The 24593-nt window shown below is 55.4% G+C and carries 25 protein-coding genes; 10 read left to right on the top strand and 15 right to left on the bottom strand.

The window, feature by feature from the left end; translation table 11 throughout:
• Positions 1 to 3 precede the first annotated feature (3 nt).
• Positions 4 to 1923 (top strand): M48 family metallopeptidase, encoded by a 1920-nt coding sequence (locus tag M8T91_RS04980; RefSeq protein WP_301417409.1) that lies wholly within the window; start codon positions 4 to 6, stop codon positions 1921 to 1923.
• Between the two features lie 32 nt (positions 1924 to 1955).
• Here M8T91_RS04980 and M8T91_RS04975 read toward each other — a convergent pair whose 3' ends face one another.
• From M8T91_RS04975 to zapE, 9 genes are all read right to left on the bottom strand, one after another.
• Positions 1956 to 2579: a Yip1 family protein gene (locus tag M8T91_RS04975; RefSeq protein ID WP_301417407.1), complete on the bottom strand. Its 624-nt coding sequence runs from the start codon at positions 2577 to 2579 to the stop codon at positions 1956 to 1958.
• A gap of 73 nt (positions 2580 to 2652) precedes the next feature.
• Complete coding sequence (locus M8T91_RS04970) at positions 2653 to 3873, bottom strand: GGDEF domain-containing protein (RefSeq protein WP_301417405.1); 1221 nt, start codon at positions 3871 to 3873, stop codon at positions 2653 to 2655.
• A 138-nt stretch (positions 3874 to 4011) separates the two neighbouring features.
• A complete protein-coding gene (locus M8T91_RS04965; protein ID WP_301419016.1) occupies positions 4012 to 4407 on the bottom strand; it encodes a ClpXP protease specificity-enhancing factor in 396 nt (131 codons plus the stop codon).
• A gap of 27 nt (positions 4408 to 4434) precedes the next feature.
• Complete coding sequence (locus M8T91_RS04960) at positions 4435 to 5061, bottom strand: glutathione S-transferase N-terminal domain-containing protein (RefSeq protein ID WP_301417403.1); 627 nt, start codon at positions 5059 to 5061, stop codon at positions 4435 to 4437.
• Positions 5062 to 5167: 106 nt separating this feature from the next.
• Positions 5168 to 7369, bottom strand: a complete 2202-nt coding sequence (locus tag M8T91_RS04955) for a ubiquinol-cytochrome c reductase (protein ID WP_301417401.1) — start codon at positions 7367 to 7369, stop codon at positions 5168 to 5170.
• Complete coding sequence (petA, locus tag M8T91_RS04950; protein WP_301417399.1) at positions 7366 to 7965, bottom strand: ubiquinol-cytochrome c reductase iron-sulfur subunit; 600 nt, start codon at positions 7963 to 7965, stop codon at positions 7366 to 7368. Before petA ends, M8T91_RS04955 begins: the two co-directional genes overlap by 4 nt.
• A gap of 296 nt (positions 7966 to 8261) precedes the next feature.
• Positions 8262 to 8654 (bottom strand): 30S ribosomal protein S9, encoded by a 393-nt coding sequence (gene rpsI / locus M8T91_RS04945; protein WP_301417397.1) that lies wholly within the window; start codon positions 8652 to 8654, stop codon positions 8262 to 8264.
• A 15-nt stretch (positions 8655 to 8669) separates the two neighbouring features.
• Positions 8670 to 9098: a 50S ribosomal protein L13 gene (gene rplM, locus M8T91_RS04940; protein WP_301417395.1), complete on the bottom strand. Its 429-nt coding sequence runs from the start codon at positions 9096 to 9098 to the stop codon at positions 8670 to 8672.
• A 121-nt stretch (positions 9099 to 9219) separates the two neighbouring features.
• Entirely contained in the window at positions 9220 to 10344 is a 1125-nt protein-coding gene (gene zapE / locus M8T91_RS04935; protein ID WP_301417393.1) for a cell division protein ZapE, read from the bottom strand.
• Between the two features lie 381 nt (positions 10345 to 10725).
• On the opposite strand from zapE, the gene M8T91_RS04930 reads away from it, so the two are divergent.
• Positions 10726 to 11166 carry a Z-ring associated ZapG family protein gene (locus tag M8T91_RS04930; protein ID WP_301417391.1) on the top strand — a complete coding sequence of 147 codons (441 nt, stop codon included), beginning with the start codon at positions 10726 to 10728 and terminating at the stop codon, positions 11164 to 11166.
• Positions 11167 to 11251: 85 nt separating this feature from the next.
• On the opposite strand, the gene sat is transcribed toward M8T91_RS04930, so the two are convergent.
• A complete protein-coding gene (gene sat / locus M8T91_RS04925; RefSeq protein ID WP_301417389.1) occupies positions 11252 to 12442 on the bottom strand; it encodes a sulfate adenylyltransferase in 1191 nt (396 codons plus the stop codon).
• Positions 12443 to 12743: 301 nt separating this feature from the next.
• Between sat and M8T91_RS04920 the strand changes: the two genes are divergently transcribed.
• A complete protein-coding gene (locus tag M8T91_RS04920) occupies positions 12744 to 13886 on the top strand; it encodes a S1C family serine protease (RefSeq protein WP_301417387.1) in 1143 nt (380 codons plus the stop codon).
• A gap of 13 nt (positions 13887 to 13899) precedes the next feature.
• A complete protein-coding gene (locus tag M8T91_RS04915) occupies positions 13900 to 14331 on the top strand; it encodes a nuclear transport factor 2 family protein (RefSeq protein ID WP_301417385.1) in 432 nt (143 codons plus the stop codon).
• A gap of 197 nt (positions 14332 to 14528) precedes the next feature.
• Here M8T91_RS04915 and hisD read toward each other — a convergent pair whose 3' ends face one another.
• The 5 genes from hisD to M8T91_RS04890 form a co-directional block, all read right to left on the bottom strand.
• Complete coding sequence (gene hisD, locus M8T91_RS04910; RefSeq protein WP_301417383.1) at positions 14529 to 15851, bottom strand: histidinol dehydrogenase; 1323 nt, start codon at positions 15849 to 15851, stop codon at positions 14529 to 14531.
• Between the two features lie 16 nt (positions 15852 to 15867).
• On the bottom strand, positions 15868 to 16509 hold the full coding sequence (gene hisG / locus M8T91_RS04905; RefSeq protein WP_301417381.1) for an ATP phosphoribosyltransferase: 642 nt from the start codon (positions 16507 to 16509) through the stop codon (positions 15868 to 15870).
• Positions 16510 to 16578: 69 nt separating this feature from the next.
• Complete coding sequence (gene murA, locus M8T91_RS04900; protein WP_301417379.1) at positions 16579 to 17841, bottom strand: UDP-N-acetylglucosamine 1-carboxyvinyltransferase; 1263 nt, start codon at positions 17839 to 17841, stop codon at positions 16579 to 16581.
• Between the two features lie 42 nt (positions 17842 to 17883).
• Positions 17884 to 18063 carry a BolA family protein gene (locus tag M8T91_RS04895; protein WP_436970323.1) on the bottom strand — a complete coding sequence of 60 codons (180 nt, stop codon included), beginning with the start codon at positions 18061 to 18063 and terminating at the stop codon, positions 17884 to 17886.
• Positions 18064 to 18204: 141 nt separating this feature from the next.
• Positions 18205 to 18858, bottom strand: a complete 654-nt coding sequence (locus M8T91_RS04890; RefSeq protein ID WP_301417375.1) for an MlaC/ttg2D family ABC transporter substrate-binding protein — start codon at positions 18856 to 18858, stop codon at positions 18205 to 18207.
• A gap of 595 nt (positions 18859 to 19453) precedes the next feature.
• Here M8T91_RS04890 and M8T91_RS04885 point away from each other — a divergent pair.
• The 6 genes from M8T91_RS04885 to M8T91_RS04860 all read left to right on the top strand — a co-directional run bounded on the left by M8T91_RS04885 (position 19454) and on the right by M8T91_RS04860 (position 24565).
• Positions 19454 to 20425, top strand: coding sequence for a KpsF/GutQ family sugar-phosphate isomerase (locus M8T91_RS04885; RefSeq protein WP_301417373.1), 972 nt, complete (start codon positions 19454 to 19456; stop codon positions 20423 to 20425).
• Positions 20426 to 20489: 64 nt separating this feature from the next.
• Positions 20490 to 21029 carry a KdsC family phosphatase gene (locus M8T91_RS04880; RefSeq protein ID WP_301417371.1) on the top strand — a complete coding sequence of 180 codons (540 nt, stop codon included), beginning with the start codon at positions 20490 to 20492 and terminating at the stop codon, positions 21027 to 21029.
• Positions 21029 to 21598, top strand: coding sequence for an LPS export ABC transporter periplasmic protein LptC (gene lptC, locus M8T91_RS04875; RefSeq protein WP_301417369.1), 570 nt, complete (start codon positions 21029 to 21031; stop codon positions 21596 to 21598). Before M8T91_RS04880 ends, lptC begins: the two co-directional genes overlap by 1 nt.
• On the top strand, positions 21585 to 22130 hold the full coding sequence (gene lptA / locus M8T91_RS04870; protein WP_301417368.1) for a lipopolysaccharide transport periplasmic protein LptA: 546 nt from the start codon (positions 21585 to 21587) through the stop codon (positions 22128 to 22130). Before lptC ends, lptA begins: the two co-directional genes overlap by 14 nt.
• Positions 22131 to 22226: 96 nt before the next feature.
• Positions 22227 to 22952: an LPS export ABC transporter ATP-binding protein gene (gene lptB, locus M8T91_RS04865; protein WP_301417366.1), complete on the top strand. Its 726-nt coding sequence runs from the start codon at positions 22227 to 22229 to the stop codon at positions 22950 to 22952.
• Positions 22953 to 23104: 152 nt separating this feature from the next.
• Positions 23105 to 24565, top strand: coding sequence for an RNA polymerase factor sigma-54 (locus M8T91_RS04860; RefSeq protein ID WP_301417364.1), 1461 nt, complete (start codon positions 23105 to 23107; stop codon positions 24563 to 24565).
• The last annotated feature ends 28 nt before the right edge of the window (positions 24566 to 24593 follow it).

Raw genomic sequence — 24593 nt, 5'->3', positions numbered from 1 at the left:
GCAATGAACTTCTTCGAGTACCAAAATCGCGCCAGGCGTAACAGTGGCTTGCTGGTTGGATTATTCACCCTGGCAGTGGCCCTGCTGGTCGGCCTTACCACACTCGCCACCGCGGCGGCGGTATCACTGTCCCGCGGCCAGGCTTTCTCACTGGCAGATATCGAACAGGTGCTGGGGTGGCAGACCATTCTTGGCATCGCCCTGACCATTGCTGCCATTGTGGCCCTCGGCAGCCTGTACAAGCTGCGCCAACTCAGTGCCGGCGGCAGTGCGGTGGCGGAATCACTGGGTGGTCGCAAGCTCAATATTGCTCCACAAAATGCCTGTGAACGACGCGCCCTGAATGTGGTGGAGGAGATGGCCATTGCCTCGGGCACTCCGGTGCCGGATGTCTATCTGATCGAAGAGGATGCCATTAACGCCTTTGCCGCAGGTTATAACCCCACAGACGCGGTGATCGGCCTCACCCGCGGCTGTATAGAAAAACTCAACCGGGATGAACTACAGGGCGTTGCTGCACACGAGTTCAGCCATATTCTCAACGGTGATATGCGTCTGAATATCCGTATCGTGGGCCTTTTGAACGGTATTCTGGTCATTGGTTTGCTCGGTTTTTGGCTTGTACGCGGCATTTACCCCAGCAGTAGAGGCAATCGCGGTCGCGCCGTCCTGGCTGGGTTCGGTGCCACTCTGATGATCGCGGGTTATACCGGAACCTTTTTGGGGAACCTGATCAAATCCGCACTCAGCCGCCAGCGGGAATTCCTCGCAGATGCCTCGGCGGTGCAATTTACCCGCGACAATTCCGGCCTTGCCAGCGCCCTGAAAAAAATCGGTGGGTCCAGCGCCGGCTCTGCACTGAGTAATGGCAAGGCAGCCGAGTACAGCCATTTGTTTTTTGCCAGCGGTATGAAGCCTTCGCTGTTCACCCTCTTCGCCACCCATCCACCGCTGGTAGATCGTATCTTGCGCCTCGATCCCGACTGGAACGGCCTTTACACCAATTCAAGTACAGGTAGTGCCGCTTTATCATCACTCACACCCACACCAAACCCCGCACAGCGATCGGGCAATGTTCAATCGGCACCGTTTCAGGTCACCTTGGAGGCCGTGAACAACAGTATTGCCAACCCTAACCAACAGCAGGTGCAGTTCGGCCAGCGGCTGCTGCAGACCATTTCCGCCGGTATCCAGCAGGCAGCCCACGACCCTTTTGCTGCGCGGGCTCTGGTCTACCTCCTGTTGCTACACGAGGATGCTGACGAACAGCAGGCTCAACGTCAGCTGCTGAAAAAAATCGCCCACCCCGCTGTTGTGCGAGAAATGCAACAACTGGAACCACAACTGCAGCCCCTGCCCAATACGGTGCGCCTGGCGCTGCTGGACCTCTGCGTCCCTGCCCTGAGGGCTTTGGTTCCTCAGCAATATCAAATTTTCAAGAGAAATCTGATCAAACTGCTGCACAGTGACGGAAAAATCGAAGTCTGGGAATGGGCACTGTATCGGGTGCTGGTACACGCCCTGGAGGATACCCCCGACCTACAGCGCCGCTCCAGGAAAAAGGGAGCCAGTCAGGATGCGGCCCGCTTTCTTCTCGCGGCCATTGCCCATTCTGGCAACAATCAGTATTTACCGGCGAAACGCGCCTACGAACAAGGGCTCAAGGCAATGGCGCTGGAAGTTACGCCACTGCCAAGCAAAAAGGACATCAATCTACCACGCCTGGATAAGGCCATCGCTATTGCGGGGCAAATGAAGCCGCTGGAAAAGCCTACGCTGCTCAAGGCGATGGTGTGTACCCTGAACCATAACGGGGTGGTTAAAGCCGAGGAGATTGAGCTGCTGCGTGCGGTAGCCGACAGCCTGGACTGTCCAATTCCTCCACTGTTGTCTAGCAACCCGGAGAGAGCCTCTTCCCGATAAACAAACCGGCATATGCCCAACTGGTTTTCCCGTCACGGGGTATGATGCTGGTAAACAGGACCAATACCTATGCTCCATAAAATTACCGAAGTGATCAGCACGGTCACCATCATGACCAGGGCCACAGTCAGCACGGCACAGGCGTAGAGGAAGGCCCGCTCCTTATTCATATTCATCAAAATCGGAATCCCGGCAAAAACCAGGTAGATGGAATAGACACCGGCGATGCCCACTGCAGCCATAGTCAGCCACGGGTGCGGGTAAAGCACCACAATACTGGCGAAAAAAATTGGCGTTGTGATAAATACCGCAAGTGCCGTCCCTTCATAGTGCCGGGTGGGCTCATCCCCTTCAACACCATAGGATCTGGCCATCCAATTAATAAACTCTCCCAGACAATAAACCCCGGCCAGCAGGGCAAAATAGGTGACCACAGACAATACTGCAGCGCTCTCCGGCGTCAGTCTGGCCAAGTGCCCTCCCACCTGGAATCCCACTCGGGTGACACCGAAATAACCGGCAACCGTAGGTATCAGGGCGAGGAAGGGTACATGGGTCACGAATACCAGAAAGAATGAATGTCGATCCGCTCGGATGGCTTTCCAGGCCTTTTCCGGATTGGTGAGGATTCCGATTGTGTGACTGAGTAATCGCACGTCGAATCTCCCTGCTTTATCCTGTTTTGCAGTATCGGGGGGGGCCAGCGTATTCACCAATACAAACAAGAAATTAAGTGCCACTTTTACACTTTGTTGATTGATCTCTCGCCTCAACGTGAACGCACAGGCGATTGCGACCGCTGCGCTTGGCCTTGTACAGGGCCAGATCTGCTGCTTTCAAGACCGCATCTGGCTTCTTCAAGGATTTTTCGCGATGGGCCAGACCAATACTGACCGTGACCTTGATCCGTTGGCCGCTTCGGCCTGGAATCATGCGATCCCGAAGGCGGCCAGCGGCTCGTAACCGCATGGGGTAAGCAGCGATTTTCCCACACAAGTGCCCCAATGCTTTTTCGGCGCCCATGCGGTCCCGGCCGGGTATCACCACCGCGAACTCTTCACCGCCAAAACGGAATGTCCGCCCGGTGGTGTGTCGGTTGATCAGGCCTGCCACCATGCGCAGCACCTGGTCTCCGGTCTGGTGGCCAAACCGGTCATTGAGCTTTTTAAAATGGTCAATATCAATCATCGCCAGGCTGTAGTGGCGACCCGGCGCCAGCATATGGTAGTAAAAGGCACGACGCGACAACAGCCCGGTCAGCGCATCGCGAAAAGCAAATTCATATCCGGCTCCCAGTAAAGAGAGGATCAGGAGCAAACCGGCCGCAGATGCAATAGGCACCAGTGGCAACCCGGTCCAAATTCCGTAGCCCAGAAGCAGGGTACAACTAAACAGTCCCGCCACTGTGGGGCCGGGGAACAGGATGAACAAAAGAGACGCGCCCACAGCTGCCGCGACACAGACCAGCAGTGGTAATATCACAGACGCATCCCTGTCCTCAGATACCCAGACAGGCAGGTTTTCCAGCACAAACTGACGGGAAAGGGGGCCGCAACACTCCTGTAATAAAAAGAGAGCCATTCCCTGCGCAATCAGTACTAACAACCAAGCAAGCGCAATAAGGCTCAGGGCACCGCGATCCCGGGCACAGGCAATCAGCATCAGGTTGAGTGCCATCAACGCCAGATACAGAGGCAATCCTTGCGCTCCCTCCGGTAGAAGCCCAAGGCTGGTGGCAGCATACAAGAGCAAGAAAAGCCCGGCGGCGAGTGCAACCCGGCTGGAACGGTATAGAACACTGAGTACCAGCGCAGCGCCCAACAGAAAAAATGGCAACTGTTTATTGTACAGAGGTCCGAGATCCAGCCAGGGAAGATAGTGTGCGAAGGGCAGTATCAGAATCAGCCCGGGCAGCCAGAAAAAACGCAGCCACTGCAGATACGACGGCATGACAAGTCAGCGTTGGAAAAATAACAGGCCATTATACGCAGCTTGCAGCAGCGTATGCACGGACTCACCGCACAAAAGAAGAACACATTGTTATCAATAAAAGGAGCGCTTATGCGGCACTTTGAACCCGTGATTCTGTTATTTCACAACCCGCAGGGCCGGTTTCTTCATCGATTTTTTCCCCAGGCTGGTGGGTGGTGTGGGTTCAGGTGGCTCGGGAGTTTCCTCTGCCTCAAACACCATCCCCTGACCGTTCTCGCGGGCATAAATACCAACTACCGCTCCTACCGGTACTTGTATATCGGTGGGTACACCGCTGAAACGGGCACTGAAGCGGATGGCATAGTTATCCATAGTCAGGCTGGCAGCCGCGCTCTCAGAAATATTCAGCACAATCTGACCATCGTCATTGACATGTTGCTGGGGCACCAGCACGCCAGCCAGGTGGGTGTCAACTAGGATATAGGGTGTGCAGCGGTTATCGGTTATCCACTGATAGAATGCCCGCAGAATATAGGGGCGGTTGGATGTCATAGCCGACTTACTCACACCAAACTGTCCTCAGCGCATTTCCCGTTCGTATTCGGTGAGACTCTGCTGGAAGGCATCACGGGCAAACAGACGGTCCATATAGTCCAGCAGCGGTTTTACCTGCTTGGTGTTGGGCAGACTGATTTCAAATTGTTCCAAGCGCCACAGCAGCGGTGCCATGCAGCAGTCCACCAGTGAAAACTCCTCATTGAAGAAATACGGCAAGTCGTCAAACATCGGCGCTATACCAGCCAGGCTGTCGCGCAGTTCTTTGCGTGCCGCAGGGGCATCTTTCCCACCGGCGAGAACCTTGTCAACCAGCGGACACCAGTCGCGTTCGATGCGATACATAATCTGGCGGCTCTGTGCGCGGGCAACCGGGTAAACCGGCAGCAGCGGCGGGTGCGGGAAACGCTCGTCCAGATACTCCATCATCACCTTGGTTTCAAACAGCACCAGATCCCGATCCACCAGAGTGGGCAGGGAGTTGTAGGGGTTGAGGTCAGCGAGTTCGGCAGGTTTATCGTCTGCACTCACATCTATGATATCCACAGACACCCCTTTTTCGGCAAGCACAATGCGTACCCGGTGGCTGTAATGGCTCTGGCCGTCGGAAAAGAAGGTCATAGAGGAGCGCTTGTTGGTAGGCACACCCATAGTCAAACTACCTCAAACTTGTCGGCCAGCGAGCGCCGGCCTGTAATCAAAAGATAAAAGGGCAGCGCAGCAATTCCACCACCCGTCAAACAGTTACTGGCGAACCTCAGTGGTGTACGTCTTTCCAGTATTCCCGGTTCAGCAACCAGGCGAACACAAAAAAGACAACAATAAACGCCAACACGTAAAAACCGATTCGCTTGCGCTCCTCTGCCATCGGCTCGGCAATGTATTCCATAAAGTTCACCAGGTCATACATGGCCTGGTCAAACTCTTCAGGGCTCATGGAACCCTTGATCTTGCCCACCTGTAGGCTACCACAATCGGCATCCATTATCGGATTGCCCAGCTCATCGCGCACGATCTTGCCGTGGTCGCGCTTTGGCCCGGGGGCACACTCCTGAAGCCCCTGCAGCTCAAGCAATACGTGGGGCATGGCCACGCTGGGGAAGACCTTGTTATTCACTCCGGTTGCACGACTGTCATCCCGGTAGAAACTGCGGAGGTAAGTGTAGAGCCATTCCGGGGAGCGGGAGCGGGCTACCAGTGTCAGATCGGGCGGTGTGGCACCAAACCATACCTTGGAGTCATCCGGACGCATGGCAATCTGCATCAGGCTACCGATCTTATCATTACCCAGAACCAGGTTCTGCAACATCAGCTCAGTGGGGATATCCAGATCGGTGCCCACCCGTTCCCAGCGAGAGTAATCGGCACTGTGGCAGCCCATGCAGTAGTTGACAAAGTACTTGGCACCGCGCTGCAGCGACGGCTTGTCCTGCAAGTCGATGTTGATAGGGTCCAATTCAATGTTTGATTCGGCACCCACTGCCTTGATGGGAACCACCGTCAACAGGCCCACCACGATCAAACCCATAAACAGGATTGCGAATGTCTTGCCACCAGAGGGGCTGGTGACACGCTCCGGCTCCGGATACACCTCATCGCGACTGGCAATCCAGGGCAATGCAGCGAAGAACAGAGCAAGCAGTACAGTCACAATAGCGACAAAGGTACTCGCGGTATAGTTTTCAACGGCCATCCAAAGGAACAGCACACCAAAAACAATACTCACAATCCAGGAACCCATGCCTTTGCGCACTTTGGGATTGGTCCAAACCGGCATGGTCAGGAAGAAGGCAAAATAGAACAGGGTACCCACTTGCGCCAGAAAGTTGCGTGCAGGTGTCGGGGACTTAACACCCAGGTAGCCGAGGATAATAAATACGGCAACAAATACCAGCAACAGCGCTTTCGGCAGCCAGCCCTTGTAACGGATCGAGCGCACCGGGCTTTTATCCAGCCACGGCAGTACAAACAGGACGGCAATCGCAGCACCCATTGCCACTAGACCAAGGAACTTTGCCGTCAGCGGCCCGATATCCATGGTCACTGCCCGCAGTACAGCGTAGAAAGGGGTAAAGTACCAGACTGGCGCGATATGCGGTGGTGTCTTCAGCGGGTTGGCTTCCTCAAAGTTGGCATGCTCTAGAAAGAAGCCTCCCATCTCCGGGAAGAAGAACACCACGGTAGCAAAGATAAACAGAAAGACCGCGATACCCACTAGGTCGTGAACAGAGTAGTAAGGGTGGAAGGGGATACCATCTTTGGGAATGCCCCGCTCGTCCTTGTTTTTCTTGATCTCAATCCCATCGGGGTTATTGGAACCCACTTCGTGCAGCGCAAGGATGTGCAGCACAACCAACAGTACCAGCACTAACGGCAGTGCAATCACATGCAGGGAGAAAAAGCGGGTCAGGGTAATACCGGAGATCAGGTAATCCCCCCGGATCCACTCTACCAGACTCTCACCAATACCCGGTATCGCACCAAACAGGGATACGATCACCTGGGCTCCCCAGTAGGACATCTGGCCCCAGGGCAATACATAGCCCATAAATGCCTCAGCCATCAGCACCAGATAGATACACATCCCGAAGATCCACACCAGTTCCCGCGGTGGCTTGTAGGAACCATACATCAAACCGCGAAACATATGCAGATACACCACCACAAAGAATGCAGAGGCACCGGTGGAGTGCAGATATCGGATCAGCCAACCCCAGTCCACATCACGCATAATGTACTCGACGGAGGCGAAGGCGCCCTCAGCAGAGGGGTTGTAGCTCATGACCAGCCAGATACCGGTCAGTAACTGATTGACCAGTACGATTAGGGAAAAAACCCCAAAGAAATACCACAGGTTAAAATTTTTGGGCGCGTAGTACTTGCCCATATGCCTGTCCCACGCTTGGTAAATCGGCAGGCGCTGATCCACCCAGTCACCGAAATTTGCCAGCCATTTCATGCGGCATCCTCCTGGTCTACGCCGATTACGATGACGTCATCGCTCTCATAGGAATACGCTGGTACCACCAGGTTGGTCGGTGCGGGCACACCCTTATACACACGGCCGGCCATATCGTACTTGGAACCGTGGCAGGGGCAAAAGAAGCCACCGAGCCACTCGCTGCCACCGAGATCAGTGGCACCAACTTCAGGCCGGTAAATGGGGGCACAGCCCAAATGGGTACACAGGCCAACCAAAACCAGCAAATGCGGCTTGATAGCGCGGTTTTCCGGATTGACATACGCCGGTTGGATGGATTCTTCTGAGTCCGGGTCACGCAGCAGCGGCACCACTTTTTCCAGGTTCTGCAGTGCCTCGGTGGTTCTGCGCACCACAAATACCGGCTGGCCCCGCCACTCAACAGTCACCATCTGGCCCGGTTCCAGCTTGTTGATATTGTATTTAACTGGAGCACCCGCAGCTTTTGCCTTGGCACTCGGATTCCAGGAGGCGACAAAAGGGACAGCGACCCCAACCACACCCGCACCACCGACAACTGAGGTGGCAGCGGTCAAAAAACGGCGCCGTCCTGCATTTACACCGTCATCACTCATGACCTAATTCTCCCATCACAGCGATCCCGGATACACAGGGGAAGCGCTGGCCCAAACTCAAAAAGTCTTGAAAGCAGTCCCGCCCCGGCTTATTGCCTGCGCGAATAAACCCCACAAATCAAGCGGATACAAATCCGCGCAATGTTAAAGAAAATGCCATTTTGATACAAGGCAAAGACATGGAGGCACCGGAAATCGCGCAGTGAAACTGCGACAAGCCAAGCAAAATCCGTCAAGATACGCGCGACAGGCAAACTGCGGAATAAAAAAAGCCCGGCAGATGCCGGGCCCAAAAATTAACGCTTGGAGAACTGTGGCTTCTTGCGCGCTTTGCGCAGACCCACCTTTTTACGCTCTACTTCGCGGGCGTCACGGGTCACGTAGCCTGCGCTGCGCAGCGGCTGGCGCAGCGCCTCGTCGTACTGCATCAGAGCACGGGTCAGGCCGTGGCGGATAGCACCCGCCTGGCCAAAGGAACCACCGCCTTTTACCGTGACATTGATGTCAAATTTTTCTGCCATATCGACTTTTTCCAGCGGTTGGCGCACGATCATACGAGCCACTTCACGACCGAAATATTCGTCCAGGGCCCGACCATTCACGGTGATCTTTCCCTCTCCAGGCACGACAAACACGCGGGCGGTGGAGGTCTTGCGGCGACCGGTACCATAGTATTGAGTAGTTGCCATCAGAATTATTCCCGTTTAGATCGCCAGTTCAATCGGCTGTTGAGCCGCATGTGGATGTACACTGCCACTGTACACTTTCAACTTCCTGAACATGGCGCGGCCCAGCGGGCCCTTCGGCAGCATGCCTTTAACGGCGCTTTGAATCGTGCGCTCAGGGGCCTTCTCAATCAACTTCTCAAAGCTGATGGACTTGAGGCCACCAGGGTAGCCGGAATGACTATGGTAGATCTTGTCTATGGCCTTGTTGCCGGTCACGCGGACCTTTTCGGCGTTGATCACGATGATGTAATCGCCAGTGTCCACGTGGGGCGTATATTCAGGCTTGTGCTTGCCGCGCAGGCGGTGGGCGATCTCGGCAGAAATACGGCCGAGAGTCTTGTCCGCAGCGTCAACAATGTACCAGTCGCGCTTTACCGCTTCTGGCTTGGCACTGTAAGTCTTCATGTTATAAACACCTGTATGTGCCCCTGGATTGGGGGCCGTCCCACAAAAGAGCGCGGATAGTACAAAAGGCGTGTTGGCATTTCAAGCCATTTTCATCCTGAGCCAACCGCCCTCACCGGCCTTATCCAGGTCTGTGTGCACGCTCCAGGTATTCGCGGGAGCGCATTTCGAGCAACCGGCTGACCGCGCGTTCAAACTCAAAGCACAGGTGATGTCCACCGTATAGCTGCTCAGCCGGCACCTCGGCAGAGACCACCAGCTTGACGCAGCGATCATAGAGTTCATCGATCAAGTGAATAAAACGCCTTGCCTGGGCATCCATTCGCGCATCAAACCTGGGAACCGCCGCCAGCAGTATGGTCTGAAACTCCCGCGCCAGTTCTATATAGTCATTCTGGGAGCGGGGGCCATCACACAAGTCGGCAAAGTTAAACCAAGCGACATCATCCGCCACTTTCAGGGCCAGAATGGGCCGCCCCTCCACCTGCAATTGCACATTGCTGCGCACTTCACAGCCATCCACACTCAACTGCGCAAAGCTATAGGCCAGGCTGTCCTCTGCCGCCCTGCCCAAAGGTGTGTGGTAGAGTTCCAGTATTTCCAGGGTGCGCAAGCGGTAGTCGATACCGCCATCAACATTGACCACCTTGGTGTTGCACTGAAGCAAATCGATGGCCGGCAAAAACCGCACTCTTTGCAAGCCATCCTTGTAAAGCCCTTCAGGCTCAATATTGGAAGTGGCTACCAGAGACACTCCCCGACTAAACAGCGCCTCTAGCAAACCCGCCAGGATCATGGCATCGGCAATATCGGACACAAAGAATTCGTCAAAGCATAACACCCGCACCCGGCGGGCAATCTTGTCAGCCACCTTGTCCAGGGGGTTCTTCTCCCCTGTATACTCTTTCAACTCTCTGTGCACCTGGCGCATAAAGCGGTGGAAGTGCGTACGCTGTTTCTGTGCAAATGGCAGAGATTCAAAAAAAGCATCCATCAAATACGTCTTGCCCCGACCGACCCCGCCCCAGAGGTAGAGCCCCGTTTCCGGCACCGCCGCATTTCCGCTCAGGCGCGACACCAGGCGGGCAATAGCACCCCGCTCGGCCCGGGCAACCAAGCGCAGGTACAAATCCTGCAACGCCTGCACCGCGGCCCGCTGGGATAGATCCAGGGTAAAATCCGGGCGCTGCAAATCACTTTCGTAACGCTCAATAGGGGAAGCTAAAGATGGTCTGGCAGACAACATAGGGAAAAAGGTCTTCAACAACGGGTTTATCGGCGCGCACTCTAACAAATACCCTGCGAAACCGCCTAGGTACCGACACCCACAAGCCGGAATGATACCGGCTCTCCCCAGTTCAATAGCAGCTGCCCAATCCCCTACCCCACCCACTTGGGCAGAAATTGGCAGTAATCCGGGAGTGGCGGCTGACCTTTGTGCCGACTTTGGCCAAGCAGTCTAATTGTCGGGTGAATAATCACGTATACTGGACCCGTTCACATGGAGTTGGGGGTTGCCTTTGGGAACATCGCCCAAGTCATGGAGCGAAGTACCAACCCGATGGCGACCGTTGCAATATCAAACTCGGATCGCCGGTGCCTATACGGAAAGTTGAGGAGGTAGTCAGTGCACTCTACATCGGTATTAATTCTAGTTGGCATCCTCGGCTTGATACTGGGCGCCTTTCTGGCATTCCTGACAGTCCGCGGGCGTACCAGTGGAGAGCGCTCTCAGGAACTGGAGCAGCGCCTGCAAGAAGCCAACGACAAATTGCGGGATTTCCAACTCCAGGTCAACGAGCACTTTGACCAGACCGCCCAACTGGTTCACAACCTCACTGAGAGCTACAGGGACGTTCACGAATACCTGGCCAATAGCGCCCTGCGCCTCTCCAATCAGGATATCGGGCGGCAAATGCTCGAAGCCGGCAGCGGCAAGCTGCAAAATGACGATAGTCAACTGAAGGATATGGAGCCACCCCGGGATTGGGCGCCGAAAGAACCGGGCACCAAAGGGACCCTGGCCGAGGACTACGGCCTGGACAAAGAGGCCCATGCCGGAAGCTGAGAGTTCCCACGCCAGGAACAGGAGTGGAGTGGCCTGAACTGCAAACAAAAAAGGCGGGGACGATCCGCCTTTTTTGTTTCTGCCCTTACAGGCTTTGGTAGTAATCCATCAGGATTTTAGCCACTTCCGGGCGGGAGAATTCCGGCGGAGGCGCAATACCGCCACCAAGCATTTCGCGTACTTTTGTGCCGGACAGAAGAATAAAATCCTCTCTGGTATGATCCGGCACATCGCGCATCATTACAACTTTATTCAACTTCTTTGAGTAGGCTGTATGGTCAGCTCGGAAAATCTCGATCTCAAGGGCACCATCGGGTACTTGCTCATCAAAGATAGTCTGTGCATCAAAGGCCCCGTAGTAGTCACCTACACCTGCGTGATCACGACCGACAATCAGGTGGCTGCAGCCGCAGTTCTGACGAAATACTGCATGCAGTACTGCCTCGCGCGGGCCCGCATAGAGCATATCAAAGCCGTAACCAGTCACCATCACCGTATTGGCCGGGAAGTATAATTCCACCATCTTGCGGATAGAGGCATCGCGCACTGGTGCGGGAATATCCCCCGGTTTTAACTGCCCCAGCAGCATGTGAATCAGGACACCATCTGCTCCCACACCCTCCAGAGCCATTTTGCACAGTTCCTCGTGGGCGCGATGCATGGGATTGCGGGTCTGGAAAGCGACAACCCGGTTCCAGCCACGCTCAGTAAATTCATTGCGGATTTCAACCGCGGTTCGAAAAGTATCCGGAAAATCATTTTGGAAATAGCTGAAGTTGAGCACCTCAATGGGGCCGGAAACCAGCTTGCGGCCCGTTGACTGAAAAGTCGCTACGCCGGGATGCTGCTTATCCAGGGTACCAAAAACTTGTTTGGCCATAAGGCTCACTTGCTCGCTGGATAGGGTTTCAATGGCCTCCACATCCATCACTGCCAACACCGGGTTTCCTTCGACATTCGGGTCGCGCAATGCAATGCGGGAGGCCCCTTCAATCGCGCTGATATCCTCTACGAGATTTAATATGGGCACCGGCCAGAACAGGCCATCCACCGTGCGCAGTGTCTCCGCCACACTCAGGGCATCTGCGAGATTCATATAGCCGTGCAGAGGATTAAAGTAACCCGCGCCCAGCATCACGGCATTGGCGGCGGCAGCAGAACTCACCACGATAGAGGGCAAAGATTCCGCTTCATGCATTAACCGGTGATGCCGCTCACTGTCATAGACAAAACGCGGCTGCAGCTCAACACTGCCGTGGGGACGAACTAGGGACATGTCTGGTCTCCAAAAACAAAAGTTACCGGTTAATCTCAAATTTTCGACCGGCCATTATACGCATCCATTCAGGCACACCAATGCCACACACATACAAAAATTTCCGCACACTACAGGGTGAGCAACACTGTGCTGTAGATGAGCAACAGAACAGAATTTCCGCGGCACCAAATTCCAAGAATGGTATGCCAGGCCATCGTGTACCGCCTGTCGCCGAACGGCTTCCCCGGAACAACCGCGTCCGATTCCCTGCGAATCCTCATGAAGACGTGTGTATAATCGGCGCAAGGAGGAGTCGAGAGTGTCGCAAAATCGCTTTATATGGGACTGGGCCCTACCCGCGCTGGTAGGCGTTGCCATAGCAGCCCTGCTACTGGTTGTCTTTCCGCAATTGCGCGGCAGCGCGCCCTCCCCTGCAATGGAAGACAGGCAAGGCCCCGTATCTTACGCCCGCGCAGTGAATCTCGCCGGCCCCGCCGTCGTCAATATCTATACCCGTACAGCCGTGCCACAGCGGCGGCATCCCCTTTTTAGCGATCCCCTGTTCCGCCGGCTGTTCGATAATATGAATGTACCCCAGCGGGAGCGGATGCAATCCAACCTGGGCTCTGGTGTCATTGTCAGCGATACAGGCTATATCCTCACCAATCACCATGTGGTCGACCAGGCCGACGCCATTGTAATCCTGCTGGCAGATGGCCGGGAGGCACAGGCGCGGCTAGTGGGCAGCGACGCAGATTTCGACCTGGCGGTCTTGAAGATTGAACTCACCGATCTCACCTCAATCGCCGTCGGGAAACCCGAAGCCGCTCAGGTGGGGGATATCGTTCTGGCGATAGGCAATCCCTTTGGAGTTGGCCAGACAGTGACTCAGGGGATCATCAGCGCCAAGGGACGCCATCTGGAGAACTCTGGCAGAGGTGGGTATTTGCAGAATTTCCTACAAACGGATGCCGCGGTAAACCCCGGCAACTCCGGCGGCGCCCTGGTTGACTCACAGGGACGCCTGCTGGGGATCAATACCTCAATTCTCAACCAATCCGGGTACTCAGGAGGCATCAGTTTCGCCATCCCCGCCAACATCGCCTTTAAGGTGATGCAGGACATTATTGCTTACGGTCGGGTGGTGCCCGGTTGGCTTGGCATAGAGGCCAGTGCCATCAGCCCGCAGATGGCCAGGGAGTTCAACCTGAGCTCAGCGGGGGGGGTCATGGTCACGGCCATCTACAATGAAGGCCCCGCCCACACTGCAGGGCTCAAGCCGGGGGATGTCATTACACATATTGATGGCCTCCCAATCGGCGATGGCAAGCAGGGCGAGGCGACAATGGCAACCTTGCGGCCTGGCGATACCGTATCCATCACCTTTGTCCGCGACGGTTCCGCGCATACCGTGGAAGCAACAGTCTCAGTCAAACCCAAGCCATCCACCGCCACAGATTAACCACTGAGATTTTATGATGCGCGCACTATCCCTGGCCTTGCTTCTGGTACTGGCCACCGCTCCGACCCAAGCTGGCGATCAGGAGAAACTGAAGCAGCTTCTTATTCACTTTCTCAATAATGCCGCCAGCAATGCGGAAGTCCACCGCCGCTTTTGGGCCAAAGACCTGATCTATACCAGCTCAGCTGGCAAGCGATTCGGTAAGCACCAGATTATGCAGGGATTGGAAAACCCAGGCAGTGAGCCGGCATCCGTGCGTTACACCGCTGAAGACATTGATATCCGACTGCTGGGAGATACCGCCATTGTGGCATTCAAGTTGCTGGCTGATGACAGTACCAGCGGGGAAGCCAATCACTATTTCAACACCGGAACCTTTGTCAAACAACAAGGCGAGTGGCGCGCACTTGCCTGGCAGGCGACAAAAATTCCGCACATTGACTGAGTCAGCCCGGGCTCAATGTAATACCCATACAGGGAAAAAAGCGCTGTTGACTCGGCAATCTCTGTAGTTTTGCACTATGGGTGCTCAAAGTATAACCGCTACGCAACCTTGAAAAGCACTGGGAATGTCTCACCATTACTACGCCAGCCACTCAAAAACGACGTTAAATATCCACCGCCGGGCCATTGAGGAGCGGTTTATTGGCCGGGGGTATCACCCTTGATGCGAAACGCGGCGGAGCGGGCGTGGGCCTCCAATCCCTCGCCGCGGGCGAGCGTCCCGGCAACACGGCCCAGTTTGTCAGCGCCCTCGGCGGAACAATAGATAACGGAACTGCGCTTCTGGAAATCATACACCCCCAGCGGCGATGAGAATCGGGCAGTACCACTGGTGGGTAGCACATGGTTGGGACCTGCGCAGTAATCCCCCAATGCTTCCGCGGTGTAGCGACCAAGGAAGATAGCGCCGGCATTGCATATTTGCGGCAGAAAACGCTCGGGATCGGCGACAGAAACCTCCAGGTGTTCAGGGGCTATGCGATTGGAAAGCCTTATTGCCTCCTCCAGCGAACCAACCTGAATCAAGGCCCCCCGTTTGGCCAGGGATTTTCGTGCGACCGGCGCCCTGGGCAGATCGGTCAGCAGCTGTTGCAGAGAAACCGCCACCTTATCGAGGAATTGTGCATCCGGGCACAGCAAAATTGACTGCGCCATCTCATCGTGCTCGGCCTGGGAAAGCAGGTCCATGGCAATCCAGTCTGGATCGGTGCCGCCGTCACAGATCACCAGTATCTCCGATGGCCCCGCAATCATATCGATGGCCACACGGCCAAACACCGCGCGCTTGGCAGCAGCCACATAAACATTGCCAGGACCGACAATTTTATCCACTGCAGCAATGGTCTCGGTACCATATGCCAGTGCCGCCACCGCCTGGGCACCACCGATGGTATACACCTGATTGACACCCGCAATCCCCGCAGCCGCCAGAACCAGATCATTCAATTTCCCATCCGGCGCTGGCACCACCATATTCACACAATCAACGCCGGCAACCTTGGCTGGAATGGCATTCATCAAAACCGAGGAGGGATATGAAGCCTTGCCGCCGGGGACGTAAATCCCCACCCGCGCCATCGGGGTAATCTGCTGCCCCAGCACTGTGCCATCAGCTTCAATGTAGTGCCAGGATTCCTGCACCTGGTGGTAGTGGTAGTCCCGCACCCGCTGGGCGGCAACTTCAAGCGCTTCACGGTCCTCGGGGCTGATACGCTGCAGGGCCGCGTTCAGATCGGCGGATGCCACAATAAAGTCACCTGCCCGAACCAACTCGCGGCGATCGAAGCGATTGGTATACTCGATGACTGCGGCATCGCCCCGACTGCGCACCTGTTGCAGTATTTCTGCAACCACGGACGCTACTGCATCGCTGGTAACCGCTTCCCAGGCCAGCAATTGGTCCAGCTGCGTATCAAAGTTTTTTTCCGCTGTATTCAGCCGGCGAATGCACTGACTTGTCATAGTATCTGGAAAATTTCTAACCCTGGGTGCGGGTGGTCGCCGCTGCCAGCTTTTCAATCAGATCGCCAATCAGGTGATATTTCATTTTCATGGCGGCCCTGTTAACGATCAGACGGCTGCTGATGTGTGCAATGGTTTCTCTCGCCTCAAGGCCGTTGGCTTTCAGCGTGTTGCCACTGTCCACAATATCGACGATTTCATCGGCCAACCCCATCAGCGGCGCCAGCTCCATAGCACCGTATAATTTGATGATATCGACCTGGCGCCCCTTGGCGGCGTAATAGCGTTTGGCACTTTCGACAAACTTGGTCGCCACCCGGATCCGGCCATGGGGCAGTTCCGTCCCTTTGATACCGGCTGTCATCAGGCGGCAGCGGGCGACCCCGAGATCCAGGGGCTCATAGAGGCCATCGGAACTGTGCTCCAACAAGGTGTCCTTGCCCGCTACCCCCATATCCGCCGCACCATGTTGGACATAGGTAGGCACATCCACACCACGCAGGAGAAGCAGGCGCACCCCCGCGCATTCCGTGGGAAACGTCAGCTTGCGACTCTTTGAAAGATCCTCCAAGGGCGCCAGTCCAGCAGAGGTGAGTATTGGCAGGGTTTCCCGCAGGATTCTTCCCTTGGTTAAGGCGATGGTGATTGGCATAGTCATTGGTGTTGTTTGCGCAGCTTCCCGATTGATTGCCACCTCTGCAATATGAAGGCTGGCACTGCTCTATCTCTAACCGGCCAGACGGCGGATATTCGCCCCCAACTGTTGTAATTTTTCCTCAATGCACTCGTATCCCCGATCGATATGGTAGATGCGATCGACGGTGGTCGTTCCCTCGGCAACCATACCCGCTATAACCAGACTCGCCGAGGCGCGCAGGTCAGAGGCCATCACTGGAGCCCCTTTAAGCTTTTCTACCCCGGTGACTATCGCGGTATTGCCCTCCAGGGCAATATCCGCTCCCATGCGGTTCAGCTCGTGTACCTGGATCAGGCGGTTTTCAAAGATCGTCTCTACCACCGCACCCTTACCCTCAGCTACGGCATTCATCGCGGTAAACTGCGACTGCATGTCTGTGGGGAATGCCGGATAGGGTGCTGTGCGAAAACTGACCGCTTTGGGACGATTGCCTTTCATATCAAGCTCAATCCAATCCTCTCCACAGCTCAGGTGCGCACCGGCCTCCTCGAACTTGAGCAACACGGCATCGAGAATATCCGCGCGGGTGTGCAGCAGGCGCACTTGGCCCCGCGCTGCGGCAGCGGCTGCAAGAAAGGTCCCGGTTTCAATGCGATCGGGCATCACCGTAAAGGTGCAAGGGTGCAACTTGAGCACACCGTGAATACGCAAGGTATCCGTACCCACCCCCTCAATCTGCGCACCCATGGCAATCAGGAATTCTGCCAGATCGACAATTTCGGGCTCCCGTGCGGCGTTCTGCAACAAAGTTGTGCCCTCAGCCAGCACAGCGGCCATCAACAGGTTCTCTGTGCCACCGACAGTGACTTTCTCCATCACGATGTTGGCGCCTTTCAAACGGCCATTGGAACGCGCACGGATAAAGCCGCCGTCAATGGTGATTTCCGCACCCATGGCCTCCAGGCCCTTGAGGTGGATGTCCACCGGGCGACTGCCGATGGCACAACCCCCCGGGAAGGAAACATTGGCCACACCGTGACGTGCCAGCAGGGGGCCCAGCACAAGAATCGATGCGCGCATGGTTTTTACCAACTCGTAAGGCGCTGTCAGATCATTGACCGGGCGGGGGTCAATCTCGACACCCAGTTGCTCATCGATTGTGACATCACAGCCCATACAGCGCAGCAGCGTGATCATGGTGGTGATGTCATTCAGGTGCGGAAGATTGCGAATATGTACCGGCCCGTCTGCCAACAGGGCTGCAGCCAAAATAGGCAGAGCTGAATTTTTTGCACCGGAGATTCGCAATGTTCCGGACACCGGACTGCCGCCCTCAATTAATAACTTATCCATTCGGTCTCATAGTTGGGGTGCCACCAGTACTCATGGGGCAGGTTAACGACCGGCTTCTTCCGGGGTCAGAGTCTGCATCTGGACGGCGTGTAAAGTGCCATCGGCAATCTTTTCGCTGAGCGCTGCATAAACCAGTTGCTGTTTCTTTAAACGGGTCAGGCCTTCGAAGGCACTGCTCACTACAGTCACCACAAGGTGGCTGCCCTCAAAGGCAACATTCACATTACTCTCTGGGATTTGTCCCTCAATCAGGGCTTTGATTTCATCAGGTTGCATAGGCGGGATTTGGGTTGATGTAAAAACGGTACGCAAGTGTACCCGATTCGCGCAGGACACGCAGCAGAACGCCCCAACGTCCGCCAATTAGCTCACTTGATCAGCAACATCCTGTGCTGCGGACCAATTGGAAATTACCTTGTCGATATCGCCATGGGTCCGCATTGACTGGGCAAACTGACTGCGGAACGTTTTACCCAGATTGACCCCGTTGAGAATCACATTGATCAACTTCCACTGCCCCGCGCGATTGCGTACCAAGGTATAGGACACCTTGGTAATTCCCTCTTTACTGCGCACCTCCTGCAGGACATTGACCCGATTTCCGATGGGAACCGTTCCCGGATTCACCACTTTCACATCCAGATCACCAAAATTCGCCACTCCGCGGGCAAAGGTTGCTACCAGATCCCGACGGAACGTATTGGTAAAACGCGAGCGTTGGCTCGCTGTAGCCTGTTTGGCGTAGCGCCCCATTACACCGATCGCAATAAAATCAAAATCCACAATCGGTATCAGCACGTTCTCTACGGCGCTGTAATATCTCTGCGGGTCACTATTGGCATATGGCGCATTCGAGCGAATCACACTCAACAATTGTTGGGATACCCCTTCGATCACCACATAGGGATTTTGAGCGGCATTCGCTGCAGAGCTTGCCGCAGATACCAGGAATGCGCAGAGCACACACTTTAGCCACTGTGACAAACCTTGCCGATCAATCCAAAATGATGTGTTCACAAAGAGTCTCCTGTTATCCAATTTTTCCTTGGACGCAAACAGCGTAAATAAGTGCCATATCGATCATGCCGCCCGATGCCTGAGAAGAAGGGCTTTGCCGTTCATCCATTGAATGACAAAGCTGACAGCAGCGGCGGCAGACTATACCATGACCGCGCCTGAAGATGTGGGGGGTGTACTGGAATGTCATTTGATCACCCCTCCCGGTTGTTCGGCGGGTTCCCGCGCCAGTAGCCCGCTAATAATATAGATTAGCACGACAGTAGAAGAGCAGGAGGGGGAGGAAAACCGGCCCGATCGGACAGCGTATTTCAAAGATTGCGCGATGCCGCTGGCAGAGACTGGCAGCACTATCACAAGTTGGCCACTTAATTCTGGCAGTCCAACCAGTCTTCCAGCATCGATTGGATCACCGCTTTATTGAAAAACTACCGCAAATATGCGCTGATGCAGGTGTTTCCAGCGCTTTCACTGGTTCCGGACCAGGGGCGACACGTCCCTGTGTCAAATCGTTCCCGCAGCTTATCCTGGCTGGGGAAGATTACTATTTGTACAAACCTTACGTAGATAGACGTTAGCAAACCAGAGGCATTTGATGACTCAGGATCTGATATTGCAGGCAGGACGACGCACCGTTCGCATGGAGGCAGAGGCTGTCGCCGGACTGGAAAAAAGAATTAATGGCGACTTTCAACAGGCTTGCAGGATGATTTTGCAGTGCTCTGGCCGCACCATCGTGACCGGAATGGGAAAATCCGGGCATATTGGACGCAAGATAGCCGCAACCCTGGCCAGCACTGGTACACCGAGTTTCTTCGTTCACCCGGGCGAGGCCAGTCACGGGGACCTGGGAATGATTACCCGCGACGACCTGGTAGTCGCGATTTCCAACTCGGGCTCCTCGACGGAAGTACTCACCCTGCTGCCATTGCTGAAACGGCTTGGCATCCCAATGATCAGTATGACCGGCAAAGCAGACTCGTCCCTGGCTCAGGCTGCCGAGGTCAATCTGGACATCTCGGTACAAACAGAGGCCTGCCCGCTCAACCTGGCCCCTACTTCCTCTACCACCGTCACCCTCGTGATGGGTGATGCATTGGCAGTGTCCCTGCTTGAGGCCAGGGGATTTACCGCCGAGGATTTCGCTTTTTCGCATCCCGGCGGAGCCCTGGGGCGACGCTTGCTACTCAAAGTTAAAGATGTGATGCACGCCGGGAAAGAATTGCCCCGAGTGCACCCGGAAACCCTGTTGTCCAAAGCTCTTCTGGAAATGACCAGCAAGGGTTTTGGCATGACTACGGTTATCGACCACAGTGGGAAATTACTGGGTGTATTTACCGATGGCGACCTGCGCCGCGTAATCGATCAGAAAGTGGCATTTGACCAGGCGACCATGACGCAAGTGATGAGCCGCAGTCCGAAGACGGTTTCCGCCGAAACCCTGGCCGCGGAAGCGCTGAGAATTATGGAAGATTACAAGATCACCGCTCTTGTCGTGGAAGATGCAACACATATTCCGATCGGCATACTACATATGCACGATATACTGCGCGCCGGCGTCATCTGAAATAAACAATCCTGTACGGAGCGGAAAAGTGCCGCAGCCGTCGCTAACCTACAAGGATACTCCAGTGATCCCAGAAGAACGGTTAAACAGTGCATTGAAGAGCATTCGCTGGTTGGTACTGGATGTAGACGGCGTCCTCACCGACGGCAAACTCTACTTCGACAACGGTGGTAACGAACTCAAAACATTCAGCACTCTGGATGGGCATGGCATAAAAATGCTGCAGAAATCCGGTGTGCATGTGGCCATTATTACCGGCCGGCGCAGCAGTGTGGTCGAGCGCCGCGCACACGAACTCGGCATCAGCAAGTTGATCCAGGGTCGAGAAGATAAATTCCACGCCTTGCAGGAGCTTTTGGCCGATGAGCCCTGTCGGCTTGAGGAGATCGCCTATATCGGCGATGACTATCCCGATCTTCTGGTCATGACGCGCATTGGTTGTCCAATTGCACCGCCCAATGCAGCCCAACCCGTGCGCGAGCATGCTATATGGATCACGGATGCCTGCGGCGGTGAGGGTGCTGTGCGCGAAGTCTGTGATCACATCATGCGGGCTCAGGGGACATTTGATATGGCGCTTGCCCCCTACCTTGGAGAAGGTTGATGCGCCGCACTTGGCTGCCGTTACTACTGGTTATACTGCTGATCAGTGTGGGGCTCTGGTTCTCCGAAAGCCCGCCGGAGCAGTTGCTGAGCATCCGCCCAACGCCCCAACAGCAGGACCGCGCCGCCGAACTGATCATTCGCAACGCCAAAACCCGGCACTTTGATCAAGAGGGTAACCTGGCCTACCGGGTGGATGCCCAGCAGATTACCTACTACCAGTTCAAACGCCGTGACCGGGCCGATCTAACAGAGCCACGCCTGCTCTTCTACGAGGATGACCAGCCTAAATGGCGCGCTGAATCCAGGTGGGGTACCGTCTACAATCGCGGTGAACGGGTAGTCCTGGAAGGAGAAGCGGTGATTGATGAACTACCCGCCACAGGTGGTATCAAATTGGAAACACCCAGCATTACTCTCCTGCCAGACAGGGAGTTCGCCGAAACCGACAAAGTTGTTACTATCACCTCCGGCCCCAACCGTACCACCGGCAAGGGCATGCGCGCCTATCTGAGTGAAGACCGGGTGGAAATCCTATCGGACGTTAAGAGCAGCTATGACACCGACTAACCTATTCCGTCACCTGTGCAAGGTTTCCACCGCTGCAGCCCTGTTATTCTTCACCGCGGGGGTAGATGCATTACCTGAAGACCGCGAACAGCGCGTGAATATCAGATCTGATGCGATGAATGCCGCTCTGAGCAGTAACCTGGTCGTTTACAGCAATAACGTTGTCATTACCCAAGGCTCCCTGAAAATACGCGCGGATCGTGTCGAGGTCTACTTCACAACCGACAAGGAGGTCCGGCGCGTCATCGCTGAGGGAAAACCCGCTCACTTCGAGCAGAAGATCCTCGCAGGGGAAAACCCCGTCAAGGCGCGCGCCCAGCGCATAGAATACTCTGTCAGCTCGGAAGAACTTCTCCTTACCGGCGAGGCCCTAGTGGACCGGGATGGCAATACCCTGGCAGCAGAAAAGATCAACTATGACCTCACCACCGAACAAATGAGTGCCCGGGGACAGACCGGGAAAGGTCGCGTAGAGATGATCTGGAAGCCGGAAAAGAAAGAATCCCCCGACAACGGGAGAGGGGGCCAATAGGTCCCTACCCGAGCCCGTATACAGTACTAATTCACTGTCAAACCTTTACCGGAAGGCACTCTGTGCCCACGGCAGGGAAAGATTTCGGAACACACTATGCCAACGCTCAAAGCGTTACACCTCGCCAAGCAGTACAAGAAAAGAAAAGTCGTTCAGGATGTCTCCGTCAGCGTCACCAGTGGTCAGATAGTTGGCCTTCTGGGCCCCAATGGTGCCGGGAAAACCACCTGCTTTTACATGATCGCCGGCCTGGTCCGGGCCGATACCGGGCGGGTATTAATCGATGATGAAGACATCACCGGCCTTCCCATGCATGGTCGTGCACGCAAAGGGATCGGCTATCTGCCCCAGGAGGCCTCGGTATTCCGTCGCCTGTCGGTGCGCGACAATATTCTCGCCATCCTTGAGACCCGTAAGGACCTGTCCCGCCCTGCACGCCAGCAGCAGGCCAAGGCACTGCTCAGTGAGTTCAATATTACCCATATCGAGCACAGTCTGGGGATGGCCCTCTCCGGGGGAGAACGCCGCCGGGTGGAAATCGCCCGCGCACTCGCCACAAATCCCAGGTTTGTATTGCTGGACGAACCTTTTGCTGGGGTAGACCCGATCTCGGTCAACGATATCAAGGACATTGTCCGCCACCTGCGCAACAGGGGTATTGGTGTCCTGATTACCGACCACAATGTGCGCGAAACCCTCGATATCTGTGAAACCGCCTATATCGTCAGTGAAGGCCATATTATCGCCGCCGGCACTCCGGAAGAAGTGCTCGTGAACCAGCAGGTGCGCGAGGTCTATCTGGGGCACGAATTTACCATCTAGAGGAAAAGCTGCCATTTTTGCGCTCAAATTCCGCACTGGGCAAGATTTATAGGCACGTTTATTGCTTGTGTTATCCCGACAAGCGGGGTAGTCTGCGCCATTATGGGTAACTTTTGGTGAATACCGGCCACCTCGGTTTGTAGCGCCCCACTATGAAGCAGTCTCTTCAGCTTAAGCTCGGCACCCAGTTGACCATGACCCCGCAGTTGCAGCAGGCAATACGCCTGTTGCAACTGTCGACAATGGATTTACAACAGGAGATCCAGGCCGCTCTGGACGGCAACCCCATGCTGGAAGTTGAGACTGACGAGGTTCTCTCTACAGCCAATATCGCAGAGAGCAACGCCCAGCAGGAGCCGACAGCTGGCTCAGAAAGTGCAATCGCCTCCTCCAGTGGTGAGCACGAACTCAGTGAAGACAGCTGGAGCCAGAATATTCCCGACGAGTTGCCGCTGGACTCCCGCTGGGACGAAATCTACGGCAACTACAGCAGTGGGTTCGATGGTGACAAATTAGAGTTTGAGCACAGTGCTCCCGGAGACAGTCTGCAGGATCACCTGCACTGGCAACTCAACCTCACCACACTATCTGCGCATGACAAGTGGATCGGTGAAAACCTGATTGATGCGATCAAGCCCTGCGGACTGCTGGGAACCCCCATTGCTCAGATCACAGCGTCCCTCCATGTTGAAGAGGATGAGGTCCTCGCCGTGCTCAAAGCGATCCAGCAGTTCGAGCCCACTGGCTGTGGCGCGCGGGACCTGCAGGAGTGTCTGCTGTTGCAGTTGCAGCAGCTGCCAGACAGCACACCCTGGCTTAAACAGGCCAAGGACATTATTGAACGCCATCTCGGTCTGCTCGGCAAACGGGACTTCCGCCAACTGAGCCGGCGCACAAACCTGAATGAGGCCCAGTTAGGCGCGGTAATTCGCCTGATCCAGACCCTAAACCCCACCCCCGGGGAGCGCTATGGCAGAGAGGAGACCGCCTACGTCATTCCTGACATCCTCGTTTCCCGCAAAGGGTTGCGCTGGCAGGTGGATCTGAATGGGGAAATCACCCCGAAAATCCGTATTAATAATCACTATGCCGCCTTGGTCAGGCGCGCAGATAACTCCAGAGAAAACAGCTTCCTGCGGGACCACCTCCAGGAGGCGCGCTGGTTTTTGAAAAGCCTGCAGAGCCGCCACGATACCCTGCTCAAGGTGGCGACCTGTATTGTTGAGAAACAGCAGGGATTCCTCGAAGAGGGTCCCGAGGCCATGAGACCGATGGTACTGGCAGATATTGCCCAAGCCATTGGCATGCATGAATCCACTATCTCCAGAGTCACCACCCAGAAGTACATGCTGACTCCCCGGGGCGTTTACGAGCTCAAATATTTTTTCTCCAGCCATGTCAGCACCGATTCCGGCGAGGACGCCTCGTCAACCGCCATTCGCGCAATGATTCGCAAGCTGATTGATACCGAAGCCCCACGCAAGCCCCTTTCGGACAATAAAATCGCCCAGGAACTCGACAGGCAGGGAATCAAGGTAGCACGCCGCACAGTAGCAAAATACCGGGAGTCCATGGGAATCCCCTCTTCCAGTGAGCGCAAACGCTTAGCCTGACCCGCCACTATCCACTCTTACACGGCAA

The sequence above is a fragment of the Microbulbifer sp. MI-G genome (genome assembly GCF_030440425.1).
Classification (GTDB): Bacteria; Pseudomonadota; Gammaproteobacteria; order Pseudomonadales; family Cellvibrionaceae; genus Microbulbifer; species Microbulbifer spongiae.
Note: the sequence above shows the minus strand (reverse complement) of the source record. Positions and strands in the feature narration are given on the sequence as shown.

Coding starts and splice junctions, on each gene's coding strand:
- M8T91_RS04980 (WP_301417409.1), top strand. CDS start 4: ATGAACTTCTTCGAGTACCAAAATCGCGCCAGGCGTAACAGTGGCTTG.
- M8T91_RS04970 (WP_301417405.1), bottom strand. CDS start 3,873: ATGCCGTCGTATCTGCAGTGGCTGCGTTTTTTCTGGCTGCCCGGGCTG.
- M8T91_RS04965 (WP_301419016.1), bottom strand. CDS start 4,407: ATGACATCCAACCGCCCCTATATTCTGCGGGCATTCTATCAGTGGATA.
- M8T91_RS04960 (WP_301417403.1), bottom strand. CDS start 5,061: ATGGGTGTGCCTACCAACAAGCGCTCCTCTATGACCTTCTTTTCCGAC.
- M8T91_RS04955 (WP_301417401.1), bottom strand. CDS start 7,369: ATGAAATGGCTGGCAAATTTCGGTGACTGGGTGGATCAGCGCCTGCCG.
- petA (WP_301417399.1), bottom strand. CDS start 7,965: ATGAGTGATGACGGTGTAAATGCAGGACGGCGCCGTTTTTTGACCGCT.
- rpsI (WP_301417397.1), bottom strand. CDS start 8,654: ATGGCAACTACTCAATACTATGGTACCGGTCGCCGCAAGACCTCCACC.
- rplM (WP_301417395.1), bottom strand. CDS start 9,098: ATGAAGACTTACAGTGCCAAGCCAGAAGCGGTAAAGCGCGACTGGTAC.
- zapE (WP_301417393.1), bottom strand. CDS start 10,344: ATGTTGTCTGCCAGACCATCTTTAGCTTCCCCTATTGAGCGTTACGAA.
- sat (WP_301417389.1), bottom strand. CDS start 12,442: ATGTCCCTAGTTCGTCCCCACGGCAGTGTTGAGCTGCAGCCGCGTTTT.
- M8T91_RS04915 (WP_301417385.1), top strand. CDS start 13,900: ATGATGCGCGCACTATCCCTGGCCTTGCTTCTGGTACTGGCCACCGCT.
- hisD (WP_301417383.1), bottom strand. CDS start 15,851: ATGACAAGTCAGTGCATTCGCCGGCTGAATACAGCGGAAAAAAACTTT.
- hisG (WP_301417381.1), bottom strand. CDS start 16,509: ATGACTATGCCAATCACCATCGCCTTAACCAAGGGAAGAATCCTGCGG.
- murA (WP_301417379.1), bottom strand. CDS start 17,841: ATGGATAAGTTATTAATTGAGGGCGGCAGTCCGGTGTCCGGAACATTG.
- M8T91_RS04885 (WP_301417373.1), top strand. CDS start 19,454: ATGACTCAGGATCTGATATTGCAGGCAGGACGACGCACCGTTCGCATG.
- lptC (WP_301417369.1), top strand. CDS start 21,029: ATGCGCCGCACTTGGCTGCCGTTACTACTGGTTATACTGCTGATCAGT.
- lptA (WP_301417368.1), top strand. CDS start 21,585: ATGACACCGACTAACCTATTCCGTCACCTGTGCAAGGTTTCCACCGCT.
- lptB (WP_301417366.1), top strand. CDS start 22,227: ATGCCAACGCTCAAAGCGTTACACCTCGCCAAGCAGTACAAGAAAAGA.
- M8T91_RS04860 (WP_301417364.1), top strand. CDS start 23,105: ATGAAGCAGTCTCTTCAGCTTAAGCTCGGCACCCAGTTGACCATGACC.